This is a genomic window from Bradyrhizobium sp. USDA 4449, from assembly GCF_054056275.1.
Genome location: NZ_JBSRYD010000001.1, coordinates 5354778 through 5369583, shown reverse-complemented (window position 1 = coordinate 5369583; position 14806 = coordinate 5354778). Strand labels below are relative to the sequence as shown.

General features: G+C 65.7%; 12 protein-coding genes. 4 read left to right on the top strand and 8 right to left on the bottom strand.

Annotation, left to right across the window (positions count from 1 at the left end):
• The first annotated feature begins 61 nt into the window (after positions 1-61).
• Complete coding sequence (locus ACVIIW_RS24955) at positions 62-2434, top strand: xanthine dehydrogenase family protein molybdopterin-binding subunit (protein WP_456703164.1); 2373 nt, start codon at positions 62-64, stop codon at positions 2432-2434.
• A 133-nt stretch (positions 2435-2567) separates the two neighbouring features.
• Here ACVIIW_RS24955 and ACVIIW_RS24950 read toward each other — a convergent pair whose 3' ends face one another.
• On the bottom strand, positions 2568-3368 hold the full coding sequence (locus tag ACVIIW_RS24950; protein WP_456703163.1) for a hypothetical protein: 801 nt from the start codon (positions 3366-3368) through the stop codon (positions 2568-2570).
• Between the two features lie 107 nt (positions 3369-3475).
• Here ACVIIW_RS24950 and ACVIIW_RS24945 point away from each other — a divergent pair, with 107 nt between their 5' ends.
• From ACVIIW_RS24945 to ACVIIW_RS24935, 3 genes are read left to right on the top strand one after another with little or no spacing between them, the layout of a single operon-like run.
• Positions 3476-3967, top strand: coding sequence for a YaiI/YqxD family protein (locus ACVIIW_RS24945; protein WP_456703162.1), 492 nt, complete (start codon positions 3476-3478; stop codon positions 3965-3967).
• Between the two features lie 2 nt (positions 3968-3969).
• On the top strand, positions 3970-5781 hold the full coding sequence (locus ACVIIW_RS24940) for an ABC-F family ATP-binding cassette domain-containing protein (RefSeq protein WP_456703161.1): 1812 nt from the start codon (positions 3970-3972) through the stop codon (positions 5779-5781).
• A 3-nt stretch (positions 5782-5784) separates the two neighbouring features.
• Positions 5785-6864, top strand: coding sequence for a D-TA family PLP-dependent enzyme (locus ACVIIW_RS24935; RefSeq protein ID WP_456703160.1), 1080 nt, complete (start codon positions 5785-5787; stop codon positions 6862-6864).
• 110 nt (positions 6865-6974) lie between these two features.
• Here ACVIIW_RS24935 and ACVIIW_RS24930 read toward each other — a convergent pair whose 3' ends face one another.
• The 7 genes from ACVIIW_RS24930 to ACVIIW_RS24900 all read right to left on the bottom strand — a co-directional run bounded on the left by ACVIIW_RS24930 (position 6975) and on the right by ACVIIW_RS24900 (position 14657).
• Positions 6975-8192, bottom strand: coding sequence for an NAD(P)/FAD-dependent oxidoreductase (locus ACVIIW_RS24930; protein WP_456705260.1), 1218 nt, complete (start codon positions 8190-8192; stop codon positions 6975-6977).
• Positions 8189-9106, bottom strand: coding sequence for an SDR family NAD(P)-dependent oxidoreductase (locus ACVIIW_RS24925; RefSeq protein ID WP_456703159.1), 918 nt, complete (start codon positions 9104-9106; stop codon positions 8189-8191). The genes ACVIIW_RS24930 and ACVIIW_RS24925 overlap by 4 nt, the downstream gene beginning before the upstream one ends.
• A 228-nt stretch (positions 9107-9334) precedes the next feature.
• On the bottom strand, positions 9335-9814 hold the full coding sequence (locus ACVIIW_RS24920) for a MaoC family dehydratase (protein WP_456703158.1): 480 nt from the start codon (positions 9812-9814) through the stop codon (positions 9335-9337).
• Positions 9815-11530: an AMP-binding protein gene (locus tag ACVIIW_RS24915; RefSeq protein ID WP_456703157.1), complete on the bottom strand. Its 1716-nt coding sequence runs from the start codon at positions 11528-11530 to the stop codon at positions 9815-9817. It lies immediately after the preceding gene.
• On the bottom strand, positions 11530-12435 hold the full coding sequence (mmsB, locus tag ACVIIW_RS24910) for a 3-hydroxyisobutyrate dehydrogenase (protein ID WP_456705259.1): 906 nt from the start codon (positions 12433-12435) through the stop codon (positions 11530-11532). Before mmsB ends, ACVIIW_RS24915 begins: the two co-directional genes overlap by 1 nt.
• Before the next feature lie 12 nt (positions 12436-12447).
• Positions 12448-13515: an enoyl-CoA hydratase/isomerase family protein gene (locus ACVIIW_RS24905; protein ID WP_456703156.1), complete on the bottom strand. Its 1068-nt coding sequence runs from the start codon at positions 13513-13515 to the stop codon at positions 12448-12450.
• Positions 13512-14657, bottom strand: coding sequence for an isobutyryl-CoA dehydrogenase (locus ACVIIW_RS24900; RefSeq protein WP_456703155.1), 1146 nt, complete (start codon positions 14655-14657; stop codon positions 13512-13514). Before ACVIIW_RS24900 ends, ACVIIW_RS24905 begins: the two co-directional genes overlap by 4 nt.
• Positions 14658-14806: the final 149 nt, after the last annotated feature.

The following is a 14806-nucleotide window of genomic DNA, read 5'->3' as shown; positions in this document are numbered from 1 at the left end:
GAGGACCCGGTCCTCAGGCGCCCACATCTCGCGCAATTGCCGGCTTTTCAGGTCATTTTCCATGCAAGAACACACCAAATCCTCCACGCTCGAAAACGCTATTGCACTGCAAAAATACGGCGTCGGGCAGCCGGTCCGCCGCAAGGAGGACGACACGCTGGTGCGCGGCAAGGGCCGTTACACCGACGATTTCAACCTGCCTGGCCAGGCCTATGCCGTGATCGTCCGCTCGCCCCATGCCCACGGAATCATCCGCGGCATTGGAACCGACGCCGCCAGGGCGATGCCGGGCGTGCTGGGGGTGTGGACCGGCAAGGACATCGATGCCGCCGGCTATGGCCCCTTCACCTGTGGGCTGCCCCTGAAGAGCCGTGACGGCTCGCCCCTGCGCCAGACCAACCGCCAGCCGCTGGCGACCGACAAGGTCCGCTTCGTCGGCGATCCCGTCGCTTTCGTGGTGGCCGAGACGCTGGTCCAGGCACGCGATGCGGCCGAGGCGGTCGAGCTCGATATCGAGCCGCTGGCCGCGGTGACCGATCCCGAGGAGGCGGCAAAACCCGGCGCGCCGCAGCTCTACGACCACATCCCCAACAATGTCGCGCTCGACTATCACTATGGCGACACGGAGAAGGTGAACGCGGTCTTCGCAAGCGCAGCCCACGTCACCAGGATCGATATCGAGAACACCCGCGTTGCCGTGGTGTCGATGGAGCCGCGCGTCGGCCTTGCCTCCTACGACAAGGCGAGCGAGCGCTATACCATCCAGATGCCGACCCAGGGTGTTGCGGGCAACCGGACCAATCTCGCCAAGAACCTGAAGGTGCCGAACGAGAAGGTGCGCATCCTCACCGCCAATGTCGGCGGTTCCTTCGGCATGAAGAACGTCAACTATCCCGAATACATGTGCATCCTGTACGCGGCGAAGGCACTGGGACGTCCGGTGAAGTGGCTCGACGAGCGGTCGACCAGCTTTCTCTCCGACAGCCACGGCCGCGCCCAGCGGATCCATGCCGAGCTGGCGCTCGATGCCGAGGGGCACTTCCTCGCGGCAAAACTCTCCGGCTACGGCAATCTCGGCGCCTACATCACGGGCGTGGCGCCGAGCCCGCTCTCGCTCAACACCGGCAAGAACTTCTCCAGCGTCTATCGCACGCCGCTGATGGCGATCGACATCAAGACGGTTCTGACCAACACCACGCTGATGGGCGCCTATCGCGGCGCCGGCCGGCCCGAGGCGAATTACTACATGGAGCGGCTGATCGACCGCGCCGCCGATGAGATGGGCATCAACCGCCTGACGATGCGCAAGCGCAACTTCATCAAGCCGGACCAGATGCCGTTCGCCGCTTCCTCCGGCGTCACCTATGACAGCGGCGACTTCCAGGCCGTCTTCAGCAAGGCACTCGAACTCTCCGATCACGAGAATTTTGCCAAGCGCAAGAAGGAGAGCAGGAAGGCCGGCAAGCTGCGCGGCATCGCCGTCGGCTCGTATCTCGAGGTCACGGCACCGCCGGGCCCCGAGCTCGGCAAGATCGTGTTCGAGCCTGATGGCAGTGTGCAGCTGATCACCGGCACGCTCGACTACGGCCAGGGTCACGCCACGCCATTCGCACAGGTGCTGTGCGACCAGCTGGGCGTTCCCTTCGAGAGCGTGAAGCTGGTGCAGGGTGACAGCGACATCGTCCATACCGGCAACGGCACCGGCGGCTCGCGTTCGATCACCGCGAGCGGCATGGCGATCGTGGGCGCGGCCAAGCTCGTGATCGAGAAGGGCAAGCGCGCCGCCGCACACGTGCTGGAGGCTTCCGAAGCCGACATCGAGTTCGCCGACGGCCGCTTCACCATCGCCGGCACCGACCGGAGCATCGACATCATGGAGCTCGCCAAGCGCCTGCATGACGGCAAGGTGCCCGATGGCGTGCCCGACAGCCTCGACGTCGACCACACCAGCGATCCCGTGCCGTCGGCCTTCCCGAACGGCTGTCACGTGGCCGAGGTCGAGGTCGATCCTGAGACCGGCGTGGTGCAGATCGTGCGCTACAGCGCGGTGAACGACTTTGGCACGGTGATCAACCCGATGCTGGTCGCCGGCCAGCTCCACGGCGGGGTCGTCCAGGGCATCGGACAAGCCTTGATGGAGCATGTCCGCTACGACGAGAGCGGGCAGCCCATCACGGGCTCGCTGATGGACTACGCCCTGCCGCGGGCGGAGGACGTGCCGAACATGACGGTCGGTGACCACCCGGTGCCGGCCACGACCAATCCGCTCGGCAGCAAGGGCTGCGGCGAAGCCGGCTGCGCCGGTAGCCTGGCGACGGTCGTGAACGCGGTGCTCGATGCGCTTTCCGATTACGGCATCAAGCATATCGACATGCCGTTGACCCCGGAGCGGGTGTGGCGGGCCATTCAGGACGCCAAGAGGAAGGCGGCGTAGGCGGCGCACGTTCTTCCGGTGGTCATGGCAGGGGCTGTCCCGGCCATCCACGCCTTAGCCACGAGGCACGAAGAACCTGGATGCCCGGGACAAGCCGGGCACAACGATGCGGATACGGCGCGGCTTTCCCGCGCTATGCCGCGGCCTCTTCGCGCGGTTGGTAGATTGCGGTGTGCTGGCAATGCGCGATCGGCGTCGTGCCGTTGGCGACGACGAGCGCGTCAAGCTCGACGAAGCGGTGGCCCTTCTTCTCGTAGTTCGCGGTGACCCTCGCCCGCGCGGCGATCTCGTCGCCGGCGCGCGCGGCGCACAGCAGCTGCATGCGGCTGCCGACGTGAATCCACGGGCCGAGAATCGTGTTGTCAGTCAGCACGCGGTTCATGACGCGCTGGATCAGGCCGGGATGGCCGAGCCCTTCGCGCGCAAAGATCGGATCGGTCTCCCTGACATCGGCGAGATAGCCTGTCGCATCCGGCCCGGACCAGCGGCGCGGCCTCGTCCCCAGCCATTCGCCCGTTGCGAAGATGTCAGAGCTGACCGGCTTGCGATCGGCCACCGCGCGGACTTCGACATAGTCACTCAACGACACCGCGGGCGCGGCCGCCGGCAAGGACGCCGTGCCCGTGGCGCAGAGCTCGGTGCGGCTGAACACCTCGATCGTCAGCAGGCCGTTATGCTCGGTGGCCTCGACATCGGCGGTCTCGCCGTCATAAACAGGCTTGATGAAACGCGCCTCGACCAGCCCGCGCGACAGGAAATCGCGGCCCCAGCGCGCCAGCGGCACGTGCATCATGTAGGCAAAGACATCGACGCCCGGGACCAGCCCGCCGGAGAAGCCGAAGCGGCGCGCCACGGCGTCGTCGTGCATCTTGTTTTCGGACTGTTTTGCGGTGTTGTAGGCCTCGACGCGGTAGGTTTCGAGCCGGTGCAGCATGGCTTGGCCACCCCAATGTTTTTGTTGTTTCTGGGCTGATCGTAGGGCCCCGGGAACACCGGTCAATCCCCTCGCCTTTGCGGCCCGAATGGGGTACCACGCGGCGAATGACCGACACCCCCACCCGCATCTATGTCGACGCCGACGCCTGTCCGGTGAAGGACGAGATTTATCGCGTCGCGCTCCGCCACGGCGTGCCCGTGAGCGTCGTCGCCGGCAGCTTGATTCGCGTGCCGCAGGACCCGTTGATCGAACGCATCGCGGCAGGTGCCGGCATGGACGCGGCCGACGACTGGATCGCGGAGAGGGCCAAGGCCGGCGACGTCGTCATCACCTCCGACATCCCTCTGGCGAGCCGCTGCGTGAAGGCCGGCGCCGACGTGATCGCACCGAACGGCAAGCCGTTCACCGAAGAGTCGATCGGCATGACGCTGGCGGTGCGCAATCTCATGACGGATCTGCGCTCGGCCGGCGAGGTCACCGGCGGCCCGCGCTCGTTCTCGCCGCGCGACCGCTCGACATTTCTCTCGGCGCTGGATCAGACGCTGCGCCGGATCCAGCGTCGCCGCGCCGATCAGGCCGCAACAAGTCAGGGCTGAGGATGGCGCCGCCGCTGATTCAACTGAAAGACATCAAGCTCACCTTCGGCGGCACGCCGCTGCTGTCGGGCGTCGAACTCAATGTCGCGCCATCCGAGCGCGTCTGCCTGATCGGCCGCAACGGCTCGGGCAAGTCGACGCTGCTCAGGATCGCGGCCGGCCTGGTCGAGCCTGACGGCGGCACCCGCTTCGTGCAGCCCGGCGCGACCGTTCGCTATCTGCCGCAGGAGCCTGATTTCGGCGAGCACAAGACCCTGCTCGCCTATGTCGAGGCCGGTCTCGCGCCCGGCGACGATCCGTATCAGGCGCGCTACCTGGTCGAGCGGCTCGGGCTCACCGGCAACGAGAACCCGGCCGACGTCTCCGGCGGCGAGGCCCGCCGTGCGGCGCTGGCACGGGTGCTGGCGCCCTCGCCCGACATTTTGCTGCTGGACGAGCCGACCAACCATCTCGATCTCTCCACCATTGAATGGCTGGAAAGCGAGCTCGACTCCCGGCGCAGCGCGCTCGTCATCATCAGCCACGACCGCCGCTTCCTCACCAATCTGTCGCGCTCCACCGCTTGGCTCGACCGCGGCAAGATCAAGCAAATCGACCGAGGCTTTGCCTCGTTCGAGAGCTGGCGCGACGAGGTGCTGGCGGAGGAAGAGCGCGACCAGCACAAGCTCGACCGCAAGATCGTCGACGAGGAGCACTGGCTGCGCCACGGCGTCTCCGGCCGGCGCAAGCGCAACGTCAAGCGGCTCGGCAATCTGCACGCGTTGCGCGAGCAGCGCCGAAATTACCGCGGCACCGCCGGCAGCGCCAATCTTGCCGCGGCGGAAGCGGAGCAATCGGGCAAGCTCGTGATCGAGGCGAAGGGCGTCACCAAGGCCTTTGGCGAGCGCGTGATCGTCGATAGTTTCTCCACCCGGATCCAGCGCGGCGACCGGCTCGGTATCGTTGGCCCGAACGGCGCCGGCAAGACCACGCTCGTCAACCTGCTCACCGGCGGGGCGCAGCCGGACACCGGAACGGTGCGGCTTGGCGCCAATCTCGAGATGGCGACGCTCGACCAGCACCGTGAAAGCCTCGACCCGAAATCGACGCTGGCCGAGGCGCTGACCGGCGGCCGCGGCGACCAGATCATGGTGGGCGGCAAGCCGAAGCACGTCGTCGGCTACATGAAGGACTTTCTGTTCGCGCAGGAGCAACGCAACACGCCCTTGGAGGTTCTGTCGGGCGGCGAGCGCGGACGGCTGATGCTGGCGCGCGCGCTGGCAAAGCCCTCGAATTTGCTGGTGCTGGACGAGCCGACCAACGATCTCGACCTGGAGACCCTCGACGTGCTCGAAGACATGCTCGGCGACTACGAGGGCACCGTGATACTGATCAGCCATGATCGCGACTTCCTCGACCGCGTCGTCACCTCGGTGATCGCGCCGGAGGGCAATGGCAAGTGGATCGAATATGCCGGCGGCTATAGCGACATGCTGGCGCAGCGTGGCGCGGATTTGAAGCGCGAAACGTCGAAGGCACGAGCTCCTGCGGAGAAGAAAGAGGAGCGTCCCGCTGCTCCCTCGTCCGCTGCCAAGCGCAAGCTCAGCTTCAACGAAAAGCACGCGCTGGAAACGCTGCCGAAGAGGATGGAGACCCTGCACGCCGACATCGCGAAACTGCAGCGTGTGCTTGACGATCCCAATCTCTACGCCAGGGATCGCAAGACATTCGACGATACCTCGGCTGCGATCGCCAAGGCACATGATGAATTGTCAGCAGCTGAAGAGCGCTGGCTTGAACTCGAAATGCTTCGCGAAGAGATAGAACAGGCTTGACCCATGACAACGACCCTTGCTGCAAAGATCGCCCGCGAATACGGCACGCCGTGCGCCGTCATCGACATGGACAAGGTCGAGCGCAACATCGCGCGGATCCAGAAGGCTTGCGACGAGGCTGGCGTCGCCAACCGGCCGCATATCAAGACGCACAAGAACCCGACCCTTGCCAAGATGCAGGTCGCGGCCGGCGCCAAGGGCATCACCTGCCAGAAGATCGGCGAGGCCGAGATCATGGCCAATGCCGGCATCGACGACATCCTGATCAGCTACAATCTGCTCGGCGAAGAGAAGATGGCGCGGCTGGGCGCGCTGAATGCCAAGACCAGCATGACGGTCGCCGCCGACAATCCGACCGTGGTTGCCGGCCTGCCCAAGGCCGCCGCGGCCTCGGGCCGTCCGCTCTCGGTCGTTGTGGAATGCGATACGGGCCGCAAGCGCGCGGGCGTCGAGACGCCGGCGGAGGCGATCGCGCTCGCACGCGAAATTGCCGCGTCCAAGGGCTTGGAGTTTGCCGGCTTCATGCTCTACCCGACCGAAACAGGCTGGGGCGATGCGCAGAAATTCTTCGACGAGGCGCTGGCCGGTGTGCGCGCGCACGGGCTCGACGCGAAGATCGTCTCGACCGGCGGCACGCCGAACCTCGTCAATATCGGCAAGCTCAGGGGCGGCACCGAGCACCGCTTCGGCACCTATATCTATAACGACCGCATGCAGGTCGCAGCCGGCTCCGCCACCTGGGACGACTGCGCGCTGCACGTCTATTCGACGGTGGTGAGCCGTGCCGCCCCCGAGCGCGGCATTCTCGATGCCGGCTCGAAGACGCTCACGACGGATACCGGCGGGCTCGACGGCCACGGCCTGATCCTGGAGCACCCCGAGGCCAAGATCGCCCGCTTCGCCGAGGAGCACGGCTTTCTCGACCTCTCCCGCAGCAACACGCGACCAAGCGTCGGCGACGTCGTCCGCATCGTGCCGAACCACGTCTGCGTCGTCGTCAACATGATGGACGAGGTGGTGATGGTCCGCGGCGAGGAGATCATCGGCACGCTGCCGGTGGCCGCGCGGGGGAAGCTGCGCTAGGCGCGCTGCTCGCACAACCGTCATTGCGAGGAGCCCTTGCGACGAAGCAATCCAGACTACCTCCGCGCAGAGATTCTGGATTTGCTTCGCTGCGCTCGCAATGACGGTGGTTAGCGTTTCAGCCAGTCCAGCGCACCCCTGCCCGCAGCCGCCCCCGTCGCGAACGAGGCCTGCAGCAGGTAGCCGCCAGTCGGCGCCTCCCAGTCCAGCATCTCGCCGGCGGCGAACACGCCGGGCAGTTTGCGCAGCATGAATTTTTCATCGAGCTCGTCGAAGGCAATGCCGCCCGCGGTCGAGATGGCGCGCCCGATCGGGGCGACGCCGGTGAGCCGAACCGGAATGGCGTTCACCAGATCCGCAAGCTCCACCGGCGAGAACACGGCCAGTGGCCGGCCGGACGCAATGGCCGCTTCCTGCATCAGGCCAATGCCGACCGGCGACAATTGCGCCGCCTTGCGCAGGAAATTTGCCAGAGACTGCTTGCCGCGCGTGCCTGACAGCCGCGTGGCCAGCGCCTCCGTGGTGAGATCCGGCCTCAATGCGATCGTCAATGTCGCCCGCCCGATCCCCAGCACCGCCTCGCGCAGCTCCGCCGATAGCGCATAGACCGCGCCGCCCTCGATGCCGGCCCGGGTGATCATTGCTTCGCCGCGCACCGTGTGCGCGCCGACCGTCAGCGCCACGCCCTTGAGCGGCTGGCCTTCAAAGCGATCGCGGAAGACGTCGGACCATGAGACCGTGAAGCCGGAATTGGCCGGCCGCAGCTCCGAGACAGCAATGCCTTTTGCGGCGAGACAATCGACCCACGCGCCATCCGAGCCGAGCCGCGGCCAGCTGGCGCCGCCCAGCGCGAGCACGGATACCTTGGACGCGACGGCTCGCGTGCCGTCGGGCGTTTGAAATTGCAGCCGCCCATTACCGTCCCAACCGGCCCAACGATGGCGAAATGCGAACTGCACGCCAGCGGCATCGAGCCGCCGCAGCCAGGCGCGCAGCAAGGGCGAAGCCTTGAAGGTTTTTGGAAACACCCGCCCGCTGCTGCCGACGAAGGTCGGCTGTCCAAGCGCTGCGCTCCAGTCGCGCAGCGCCTCGGGCGGAAACGCCTCGACCGCGGAGCGCAAGTGCGGCATCGCTTCGCGGTAACGGGGGAGGAAATCCGGCAGCGCCTCGCTGTGAGTCAGGTTGAGCCCACCACGGCCGGCCATCAGGAATTTGCGGCCCGCAGACGGCATTGCGTCGAAGACGGTGACGCGGGCACCGCCCGATGCGAGCACCTCCGCCGCCATCAGCCCGGCTGGACCAGCACCGATGACGGCGACGTCAGTCAGAGCTTGATCCCCGCGCGCGCCGCGGCCTGCGCGACGTATTTCTGCGTCTGCTCGAATGCGCCGGCCAGCGCCCTGGCCTTCGACATGTCGCTGATCTCTGCGAAACGCGCGGCGATTGCGTCAGGCGTCCAGTCGGCCTCCGGCAGGTTGATGCCCTCGCTCTCGATGATCTTGATCACGGCGAAGGAGCCTGCACCGGCGCCCATGATGGTGCGGGTCGGGGCGTCCTCGCTCAGCATGTACTCGACCGCGGGCGTGATCGCGTTGGGCTTCATCAGCTGCAGCGCCTGCGGCGGCAGCAGCTCTTCGGTCATGCGGGTGGCGGCCGTGGGCGAGATGATGTTGACGCGGATGTTGTTCTTGCGGCCTTCCTCGGCGAGCACGTTCATCAGGCCGACCATGCCCGACTTGGCCGCGCCGTAATTGGCCTGGCCGAAATTGCCGTACAGGCCGGAGGACGAGGTCGTCAACACGATACGACCATAGTTGCGGTCGCGCATGCCGGCCCAGACCGCCTTGCAGCAATAGAACGTGCCGACCAGATGCACGTCGAGCACCTTCTGAAAATCGGCCGCTTCCATCTTGCCGAACGACTTGTCGCGTAGGATGCCGGCATTGGCACACATGATGTCGACGCTGCCCCATTCCTTGGTGGCGCGCTCGACCATGGCGGTGACCTGCTCGAAATTCGAGACGTCGGCGCCGTCGGCCATCGCGTTGCCGCCGGCTTTGCGGATCTCCTCGACCACGGCTTCAGCCGGCGAGAGCGAGGCGCCGGTGCCGTCACGCGCGCCGCCGAAATCGTTGACCACGACTTTGGCGCCGCGGCTCGCAAGACCCAGCGCGTGCGCGCGTCCGAGACCATTGCCCGCGCCGGTGACGATGGCGACGCGTCCGTCGAACCTGATTGGCATTTGAAACAGTCTCTGTTCTTGCCTTCTCCCCCTTGTGGGAGAAGGTGGCGCGGAGCGCCGGATGAGGGGTCTCTCTCGGCGGATGCGCTCGCGGAGAGAGACCCCTCACCCGCCTCGCGTTCCGCGAGGCACCCTCTCCCACAAGGGGAGAGGATAAGGACCTCGCTTTCAGTCGCTTTTTGAGCAGCGATGCATGGCTGGGTCAAGCCCGGCCATAACGGCCTCGGCCTACGCGAAATAGATCAGGCCAAGCCAGTCCGCGACCAGCGCGGGCTTGTCCTCGCCTTCGATCTCCACCGTCACGTTGGTGCGCGACTGCAACTCGTTCGGCTTGCGCAGCTTGGCCTCCGCCAGCACGAAACGGCCACGAACGCGCTTGCCCGAGCGCACCGGCGAGATGAACCGCAGCTTGTCGAAGCCGTAATTGACGCCCATCGTGGTGCCGGCGATCACAGGCATCACCTCATAGGACATGATCGACAGCAGCGACATCGTGAGAAAACCGTGCGCGATCGTGGTGCCGAAGCAGGTTTCCTTCTTCGCGCGTTCCGGATCGACGTGGATAAACTGGTGATCCTCGATCACAGCGGCGTAGGTGTCGATGCGGGGCTGGTCGATCAGGTGCCAGGACGACACCCCGATCTCCTTGCCGACCATGGCCTGATAGGCCTCCAGCGTGATCGGCGGCTTCTTCCAGATTTCGTTCACTCAGGTCTCACTTCTCGTTTTCGGCAGCTCCGGAAAGTCCTCCTCACGGAATTCCCGGCCGCGCAGCGGGTCGTCGCGATCATTGTCGCGTTCGAGCCGTCGTAGCTGCACGCGGCGGATTTTGCCAGAGATCGTCTTCGGCAGCTCCGTGACGATCTCGAGCCGGCGAATGCGCTTGAACGGCGCAAGCCGCGTGTGCAGGTGCTTGAAGATGGAGAGTGCCGTCTCCGGTGTCCGCTCCGCGCCCGAGGTCAGCAGCACGAAGGCCTTGGGGATCGCGAGCCGGATCGGATCCGGGCTCGGCACCACGGCGGCTTCGGCCACGAGCTCGTGCTCCAGCAGCACGCTCTCCAATTCGAAGGGGCTGATGCGATAGTCGGAGGATTTGAACACGTCGTCGGAGCGGCCGACGAAGGTGAGATAGCCGTCCTCGTCAGCGAACACCACGTCGCCGCTGCGATAGAGCTCCCCTTCGGCGCCGGAGAGCCTGCCGTCGTCGCCCTGATAGCCCTGCATCAGGCCGGCAGGACGATCCGCGGCCAGCAGCAAGGCCACCTCGCCCTCCTTGGCGGGATGGCCATCGGCATCGCTGACCTGCACGCGATAGCCCGGCAGCGGCCGGCCCATGGAGCCGACCTTGATCTTCTGGCCCGGCGAATTGCCGGCAAGCGCCGTGGTCTCGGTCTGGCCGTAGCCATCACGGATCGTGAGGCCCCAGGCGGCTTGCACCTGATCGATCACTTCAGGATTGAGCGGCTCGCCGGCGCCGCAGACTTCGCGCAGGCTCACGTTGAACGACGCAAGATTTTCCTGGATGAACAGCCGCCACACCGTCGGCGGCGCGCACAGCGTGGTGACGCCGCAGCGGCCGATGGTGGCGAGCAGCCCCTTGGCGTCGAACCGCGGCTGGTTGACCACGAACACGGTGGCGCCGGCATTCCACGGCGCGAAGAAGCAGCTCCAGGCATGCTTGGCCCAGCCGGGCGAGGAAATGTTGAGGTGGATGTCGCCTGGCTGCAGTCCGATCCAGTACATGGTCGAGAGATGCCCGACAGGGTAGCTGCGCTGGCTGTGCCGGACCAGCTTTGGCTTTGCCGTGGTGCCCGAGGTAAAATAGAGCAGCATCGGGTCGTCGGCGTTGGTCGCACCGTCGGGCGTGAAACTCTCTGAAGTCTTCGCCGCCTGCTCAAAAGCGAGCCAGCCGTCGGAGGCCGCACCTACGACGATGCGGACGATGTTCCCGGCACCAAGGCTTGCGAATTTCGCGACCTGGTCTTCCGCAGCCACCACTGCCTTCGCCCTGCCACGATCGAGCCGGTCGCGCAGCTCGTCGGCGGTGAGCAGCGTGGTCGCGGGAATGACGACGACGCCGAGCTTGATCGCCGCCAGCATCGTCTCCCACAGCGGAACCACATTGCCGAGCAGCAGCAGGAGATGGTCGCCGCGCTTGAGGCCTTGCGCACGGAGAAAGTTGGCGACCTGGTTGGAACGCTTCGAGAGCGCCGCGAAGGATAGTTTTGTCTGCTTGTCCTGTGCGGCATCGACAATCCAGAGCGCGGGCCGGTCCTTGGCATCCGCATCCTTCGCGAGCTCGTCGAACCAGTCGAGCGCCCAGTTGAAGGGGACCGGATCGGGCCAGCGGAAATCCCTGACCGCTGTTTCGTAATCCGTGCGGTGCTGAAGAAGAAACGCGCGCGCGTCCTGAAACGTCGTCATTAGGCTTTCCCGGCTAGCCCCCTAACGTGCTTGATAATTCCGGAAAAATCCACCCCGCCCTGGCCGGCTGCGTCGAAAGACTGATAGATCTCCTGTGCATGCTTGCCGAGCGGCGTCGCGGCGCCGGCGGCCTTGGCGGCGTCCTGCGCCAGCGTCAGGTCCTTCACCATCAGCGCCGAGGCGAAGCCCGGCTTGTAGTCGTTGTTCGCGGGCGAGGTCGGCACCGGGCCGGGAACCGGACAATAGGTGGTCAGCGACCAGCACTGACCCGACGAGGTCGAGGCGACGTCGAACAGCGCCTGATGCGAGAGGCCGAGCTTTTCGCCGAGTGCAAAGGCTTCGCTCACCGCGATCATGGAAATGCCGAGGATCATGTTGTTGCAGATCTTGGCCGCCTGCCCGGCGCCGGCGCCGCCGCAATGCACGATCTTCTTGCCCATCTTTTCCAGCACGGGCCTGGCTGCCGCGAACGCGCCCTCCTCGCCGCCGCACATGAAGGTGAGCGTCGCCCCCTTGGCACCGCCGGTCCCGCCGGAAACCGGCGCGTCGACCGAGAGCACGCCATTCCTGGCCGCGAGCGCATGCGCGGCCCTCGCGCTTTCGACGTCAATGGTGGAGCTGTCGATGATCAGCGCACCCTCGGTCATGGCGGGCACGACCTCGTTCCAGACGCTGAGCACATGCTTGCCTGCCGGGAGCATGGTGACGACGACATCGGCGCCCTTCACCGCGCCCGATGCGCTATCAGCGATGCCGGCGCCGTCGGCCTTGGCTTGATTGCGGGAGGCCTCGACGAGATCGAACGCCACCACCTTGTGGCCGGCCTTGACCAGGTTGGCGGCCATCGGACCGCCCATGTTGCCGAGACCGATGAATGCGACCGTGGCCATCTTCGTTTCCTCCAGATGTAGCGTTGATCAATTGAACTTCAGCTCGTCGGCGCCGATCTCGGCGAAGTAAGGCGCAAGCATTTGCGGCGTTACATCCTCGACCCGCGGCGGCGACCAGGTCGGATTGCGGTCCTTGTCGATGACAGCGGCGCGCACGCCCTCGCGGAAGTCATCGCTGCGGAACACTTCGCAGGCGGCGCGATATTCGCGCACCAGGCATTCTTCCAGACTGGTGGCGGTCCGCGCGAGCCGCAGCAATTTCAGCGTCACCACCATGCCGCGCGGCGATTTTTCGGAGAGCGTCTTCAGCGTCGCCAGCGCGAATTCGGACCCGTCGCGCTTCAGCGCGGCAAAAATGTCTTCCATGCGGTCGAAGCCGAACAGCGCGTCGATCACAGGCTCCTTGGCGGCGACCGGTCCCGCGATCTCACCGGTCGCAAAACCGTTGATGAGCCTGCTGACATCGGCCGCAGTGGCGTCTTGGCGAACCTTGGTCAGAGCGGCGCGCAGCTCCGGCCATTTGGCCGCAGATACCACCGCGTCAGCGAATTTCGCGTGGACCGCATCAGGGCCGTTCATGGTCTGGCCAGTCAGGCCGAAATAAGTGCCAATCTCGCCGGGCGAACGCGACAGCAGAAAGGTGCCGCCGACATCGGGGAAGAAACCGAGCCCGACCTCGGGCATCGCGAGCTTGGTGCGATCAGTGACGATCCGATGGCTGGCATGGCCCGAGAGGCCGACGCCGCCGCCCATCACCAGGCCATCCATGAAGGCGACGTAGGGCTTCGGATATTTCGCGATCCGCGCGTTCATGACGTATTCCTGGCGCCAGAACCTGGCGCCGAGATCGCCGCCCTCGCGCGAGCTCTCCCAGAGGCCGCGGATGTCGCCGCCGGCGCAGAGGCCGCGCTCGCCTGCGCCTTCCAGGATGATCACAGCGACGTCAGGATCGGTCTCGAATCTATCAAGCGCCGCGTCGATGCCTTCCGACATCTCCAGCGTCATGGCGTTGATCGCCTTGGGACGATTGAGGCGGATCACGCCTGCCGCGCCCTCGCGGCGAACGATCAGATCGCCCTCTTCCGCTCCACTCATCGCGCGCCCTCGATCAATCTGCGCGCCACGATGAGCCGCATGATTTCATTGGTGCCTTCGAGGATCTGGTGCACGCGCAGATCGCGCACGATCTTCTCGATGCCGTATTCGCTGAGATAACCGTAGCCGCCGTGAAGCTGGAGCGCGTGGTTGGCGACCTCGAAACCCACATCGGTACCGAAGCGTTTTGCCATGGCGCAGAGCATGGTGGCGTCGGGATCTTTTCGGTCGAGCGCCGCCGCGGCGCGCCACAGGAAGGTACGCGCGGCCTCCAGCTCGATCGCCATGTCGGCGAGGCGGAATTGCAGCGCCTGGAATTCGTCGAGGCGTTTTCCAAAGGCCTTGCGCTCTGTCATATAGGCGCGCGCCTTGTCGAGCGCCGTTTGGGCACCACCAACCGAACAAGCCGTGATGTTGAGACGGCCCCCGTCAAGCCCCGCCATCGCGATCTTGAAACCCACGCCCTCCTCGCTCAGCCTGTTGGCAACAGGCACGCGGGCGTTCTCGAAGATCACGGCGCGGGTGGGCTGCGCGTTCCAGCCCATTTTGCGCTCGTTGGCACCGAACGAGACACCCGGCGTCTTCCCGTCAATGACGAGGGTCGAGATGCCGCCGGGACCGTCACCGCCGGTGCGAACCATCGCGACCAGCAGATCGGTACCACCGGCGCCGGAGATGAATTGCTTCTGGCCGTTGAGCACATAGTGATCGCCGTCGCGCATCGCCCGGGTGCGAAGCGCCGCCGCATCCGACCCAGCGCCCGGCTCGGTCAGGCAATAGCTCGCGATCAGCTCCATGGTGCAGAGCCTTGGCAGCCAATGAGCGCGCTGGGCATCGCTGCCGAAGGCATCGATCATCCAGCTCGCCATGTTATGGATGGAGATGAAGGCCGAAATGGTCGGGCAGCCCGTCGCCAGCGCCTCGAAGATCAGCGCCGCGTCGAACCGCGTCATGGCGGAGCCGCCGACATCCTCGCGGATGTAGATGCCGCCGATGCCGAGCGTGGCGGCCTCGCGCATGACCTCGACGGGGAAATGCTTCTCCTCGTCCCAGCGCAGCGCGTGCGGCGCGATCTTTTCGGCCGCAAACGCCAGCGCCATGTCGCGAACCGCGACTTGATCCTCATTCAGGGCGAACTGCATGCTGGGCTCCTCACCTTCCTCGTCATTGCGAGGAGCTCGTGACAAAATTGCGGAGCAATTTTGCACTGAAGCGACGAAGCAATCCAGACTGTCTCTGCGGGAAGGTTCCGGATTGCTTCGCTACGCTCGCAATGACGGGCTGCGCAACA

Excerpts from the sequence above, each read along its gene's own strand:
- ACVIIW_RS24945 (WP_456703162.1), top strand. The coding sequence starts at position 3,476 with ATGACCGACACCCCCACCCGCATCTATGTCGACGCCGACGCCTGTCCG.
- ACVIIW_RS24900 (WP_456703155.1), bottom strand. The coding sequence starts at position 14,657 with ATGCAGTTCGCCCTGAATGAGGATCAAGTCGCGGTTCGCGACATGGCG.
- ACVIIW_RS24950 (WP_456703163.1), bottom strand. The coding sequence starts at position 3,368 with ATGCTGCACCGGCTCGAAACCTACCGCGTCGAGGCCTACAACACCGCA.
- ACVIIW_RS24905 (WP_456703156.1), bottom strand. The coding sequence starts at position 13,515 with ATGAGTGGAGCGGAAGAGGGCGATCTGATCGTTCGCCGCGAGGGCGCG.
- ACVIIW_RS24955 (WP_456703164.1), top strand. The coding sequence starts at position 62 with ATGCAAGAACACACCAAATCCTCCACGCTCGAAAACGCTATTGCACTG.
- ACVIIW_RS24935 (WP_456703160.1), top strand. The coding sequence starts at position 5,785 with ATGACAACGACCCTTGCTGCAAAGATCGCCCGCGAATACGGCACGCCG.
- ACVIIW_RS24915 (WP_456703157.1), bottom strand. The coding sequence starts at position 11,530 with ATGACGACGTTTCAGGACGCGCGCGCGTTTCTTCTTCAGCACCGCACG.
- ACVIIW_RS24940 (WP_456703161.1), top strand. The coding sequence starts at position 3,970 with ATGGCGCCGCCGCTGATTCAACTGAAAGACATCAAGCTCACCTTCGGC.
- ACVIIW_RS24925 (WP_456703159.1), bottom strand. The coding sequence starts at position 9,106 with ATGCCAATCAGGTTCGACGGACGCGTCGCCATCGTCACCGGCGCGGGC.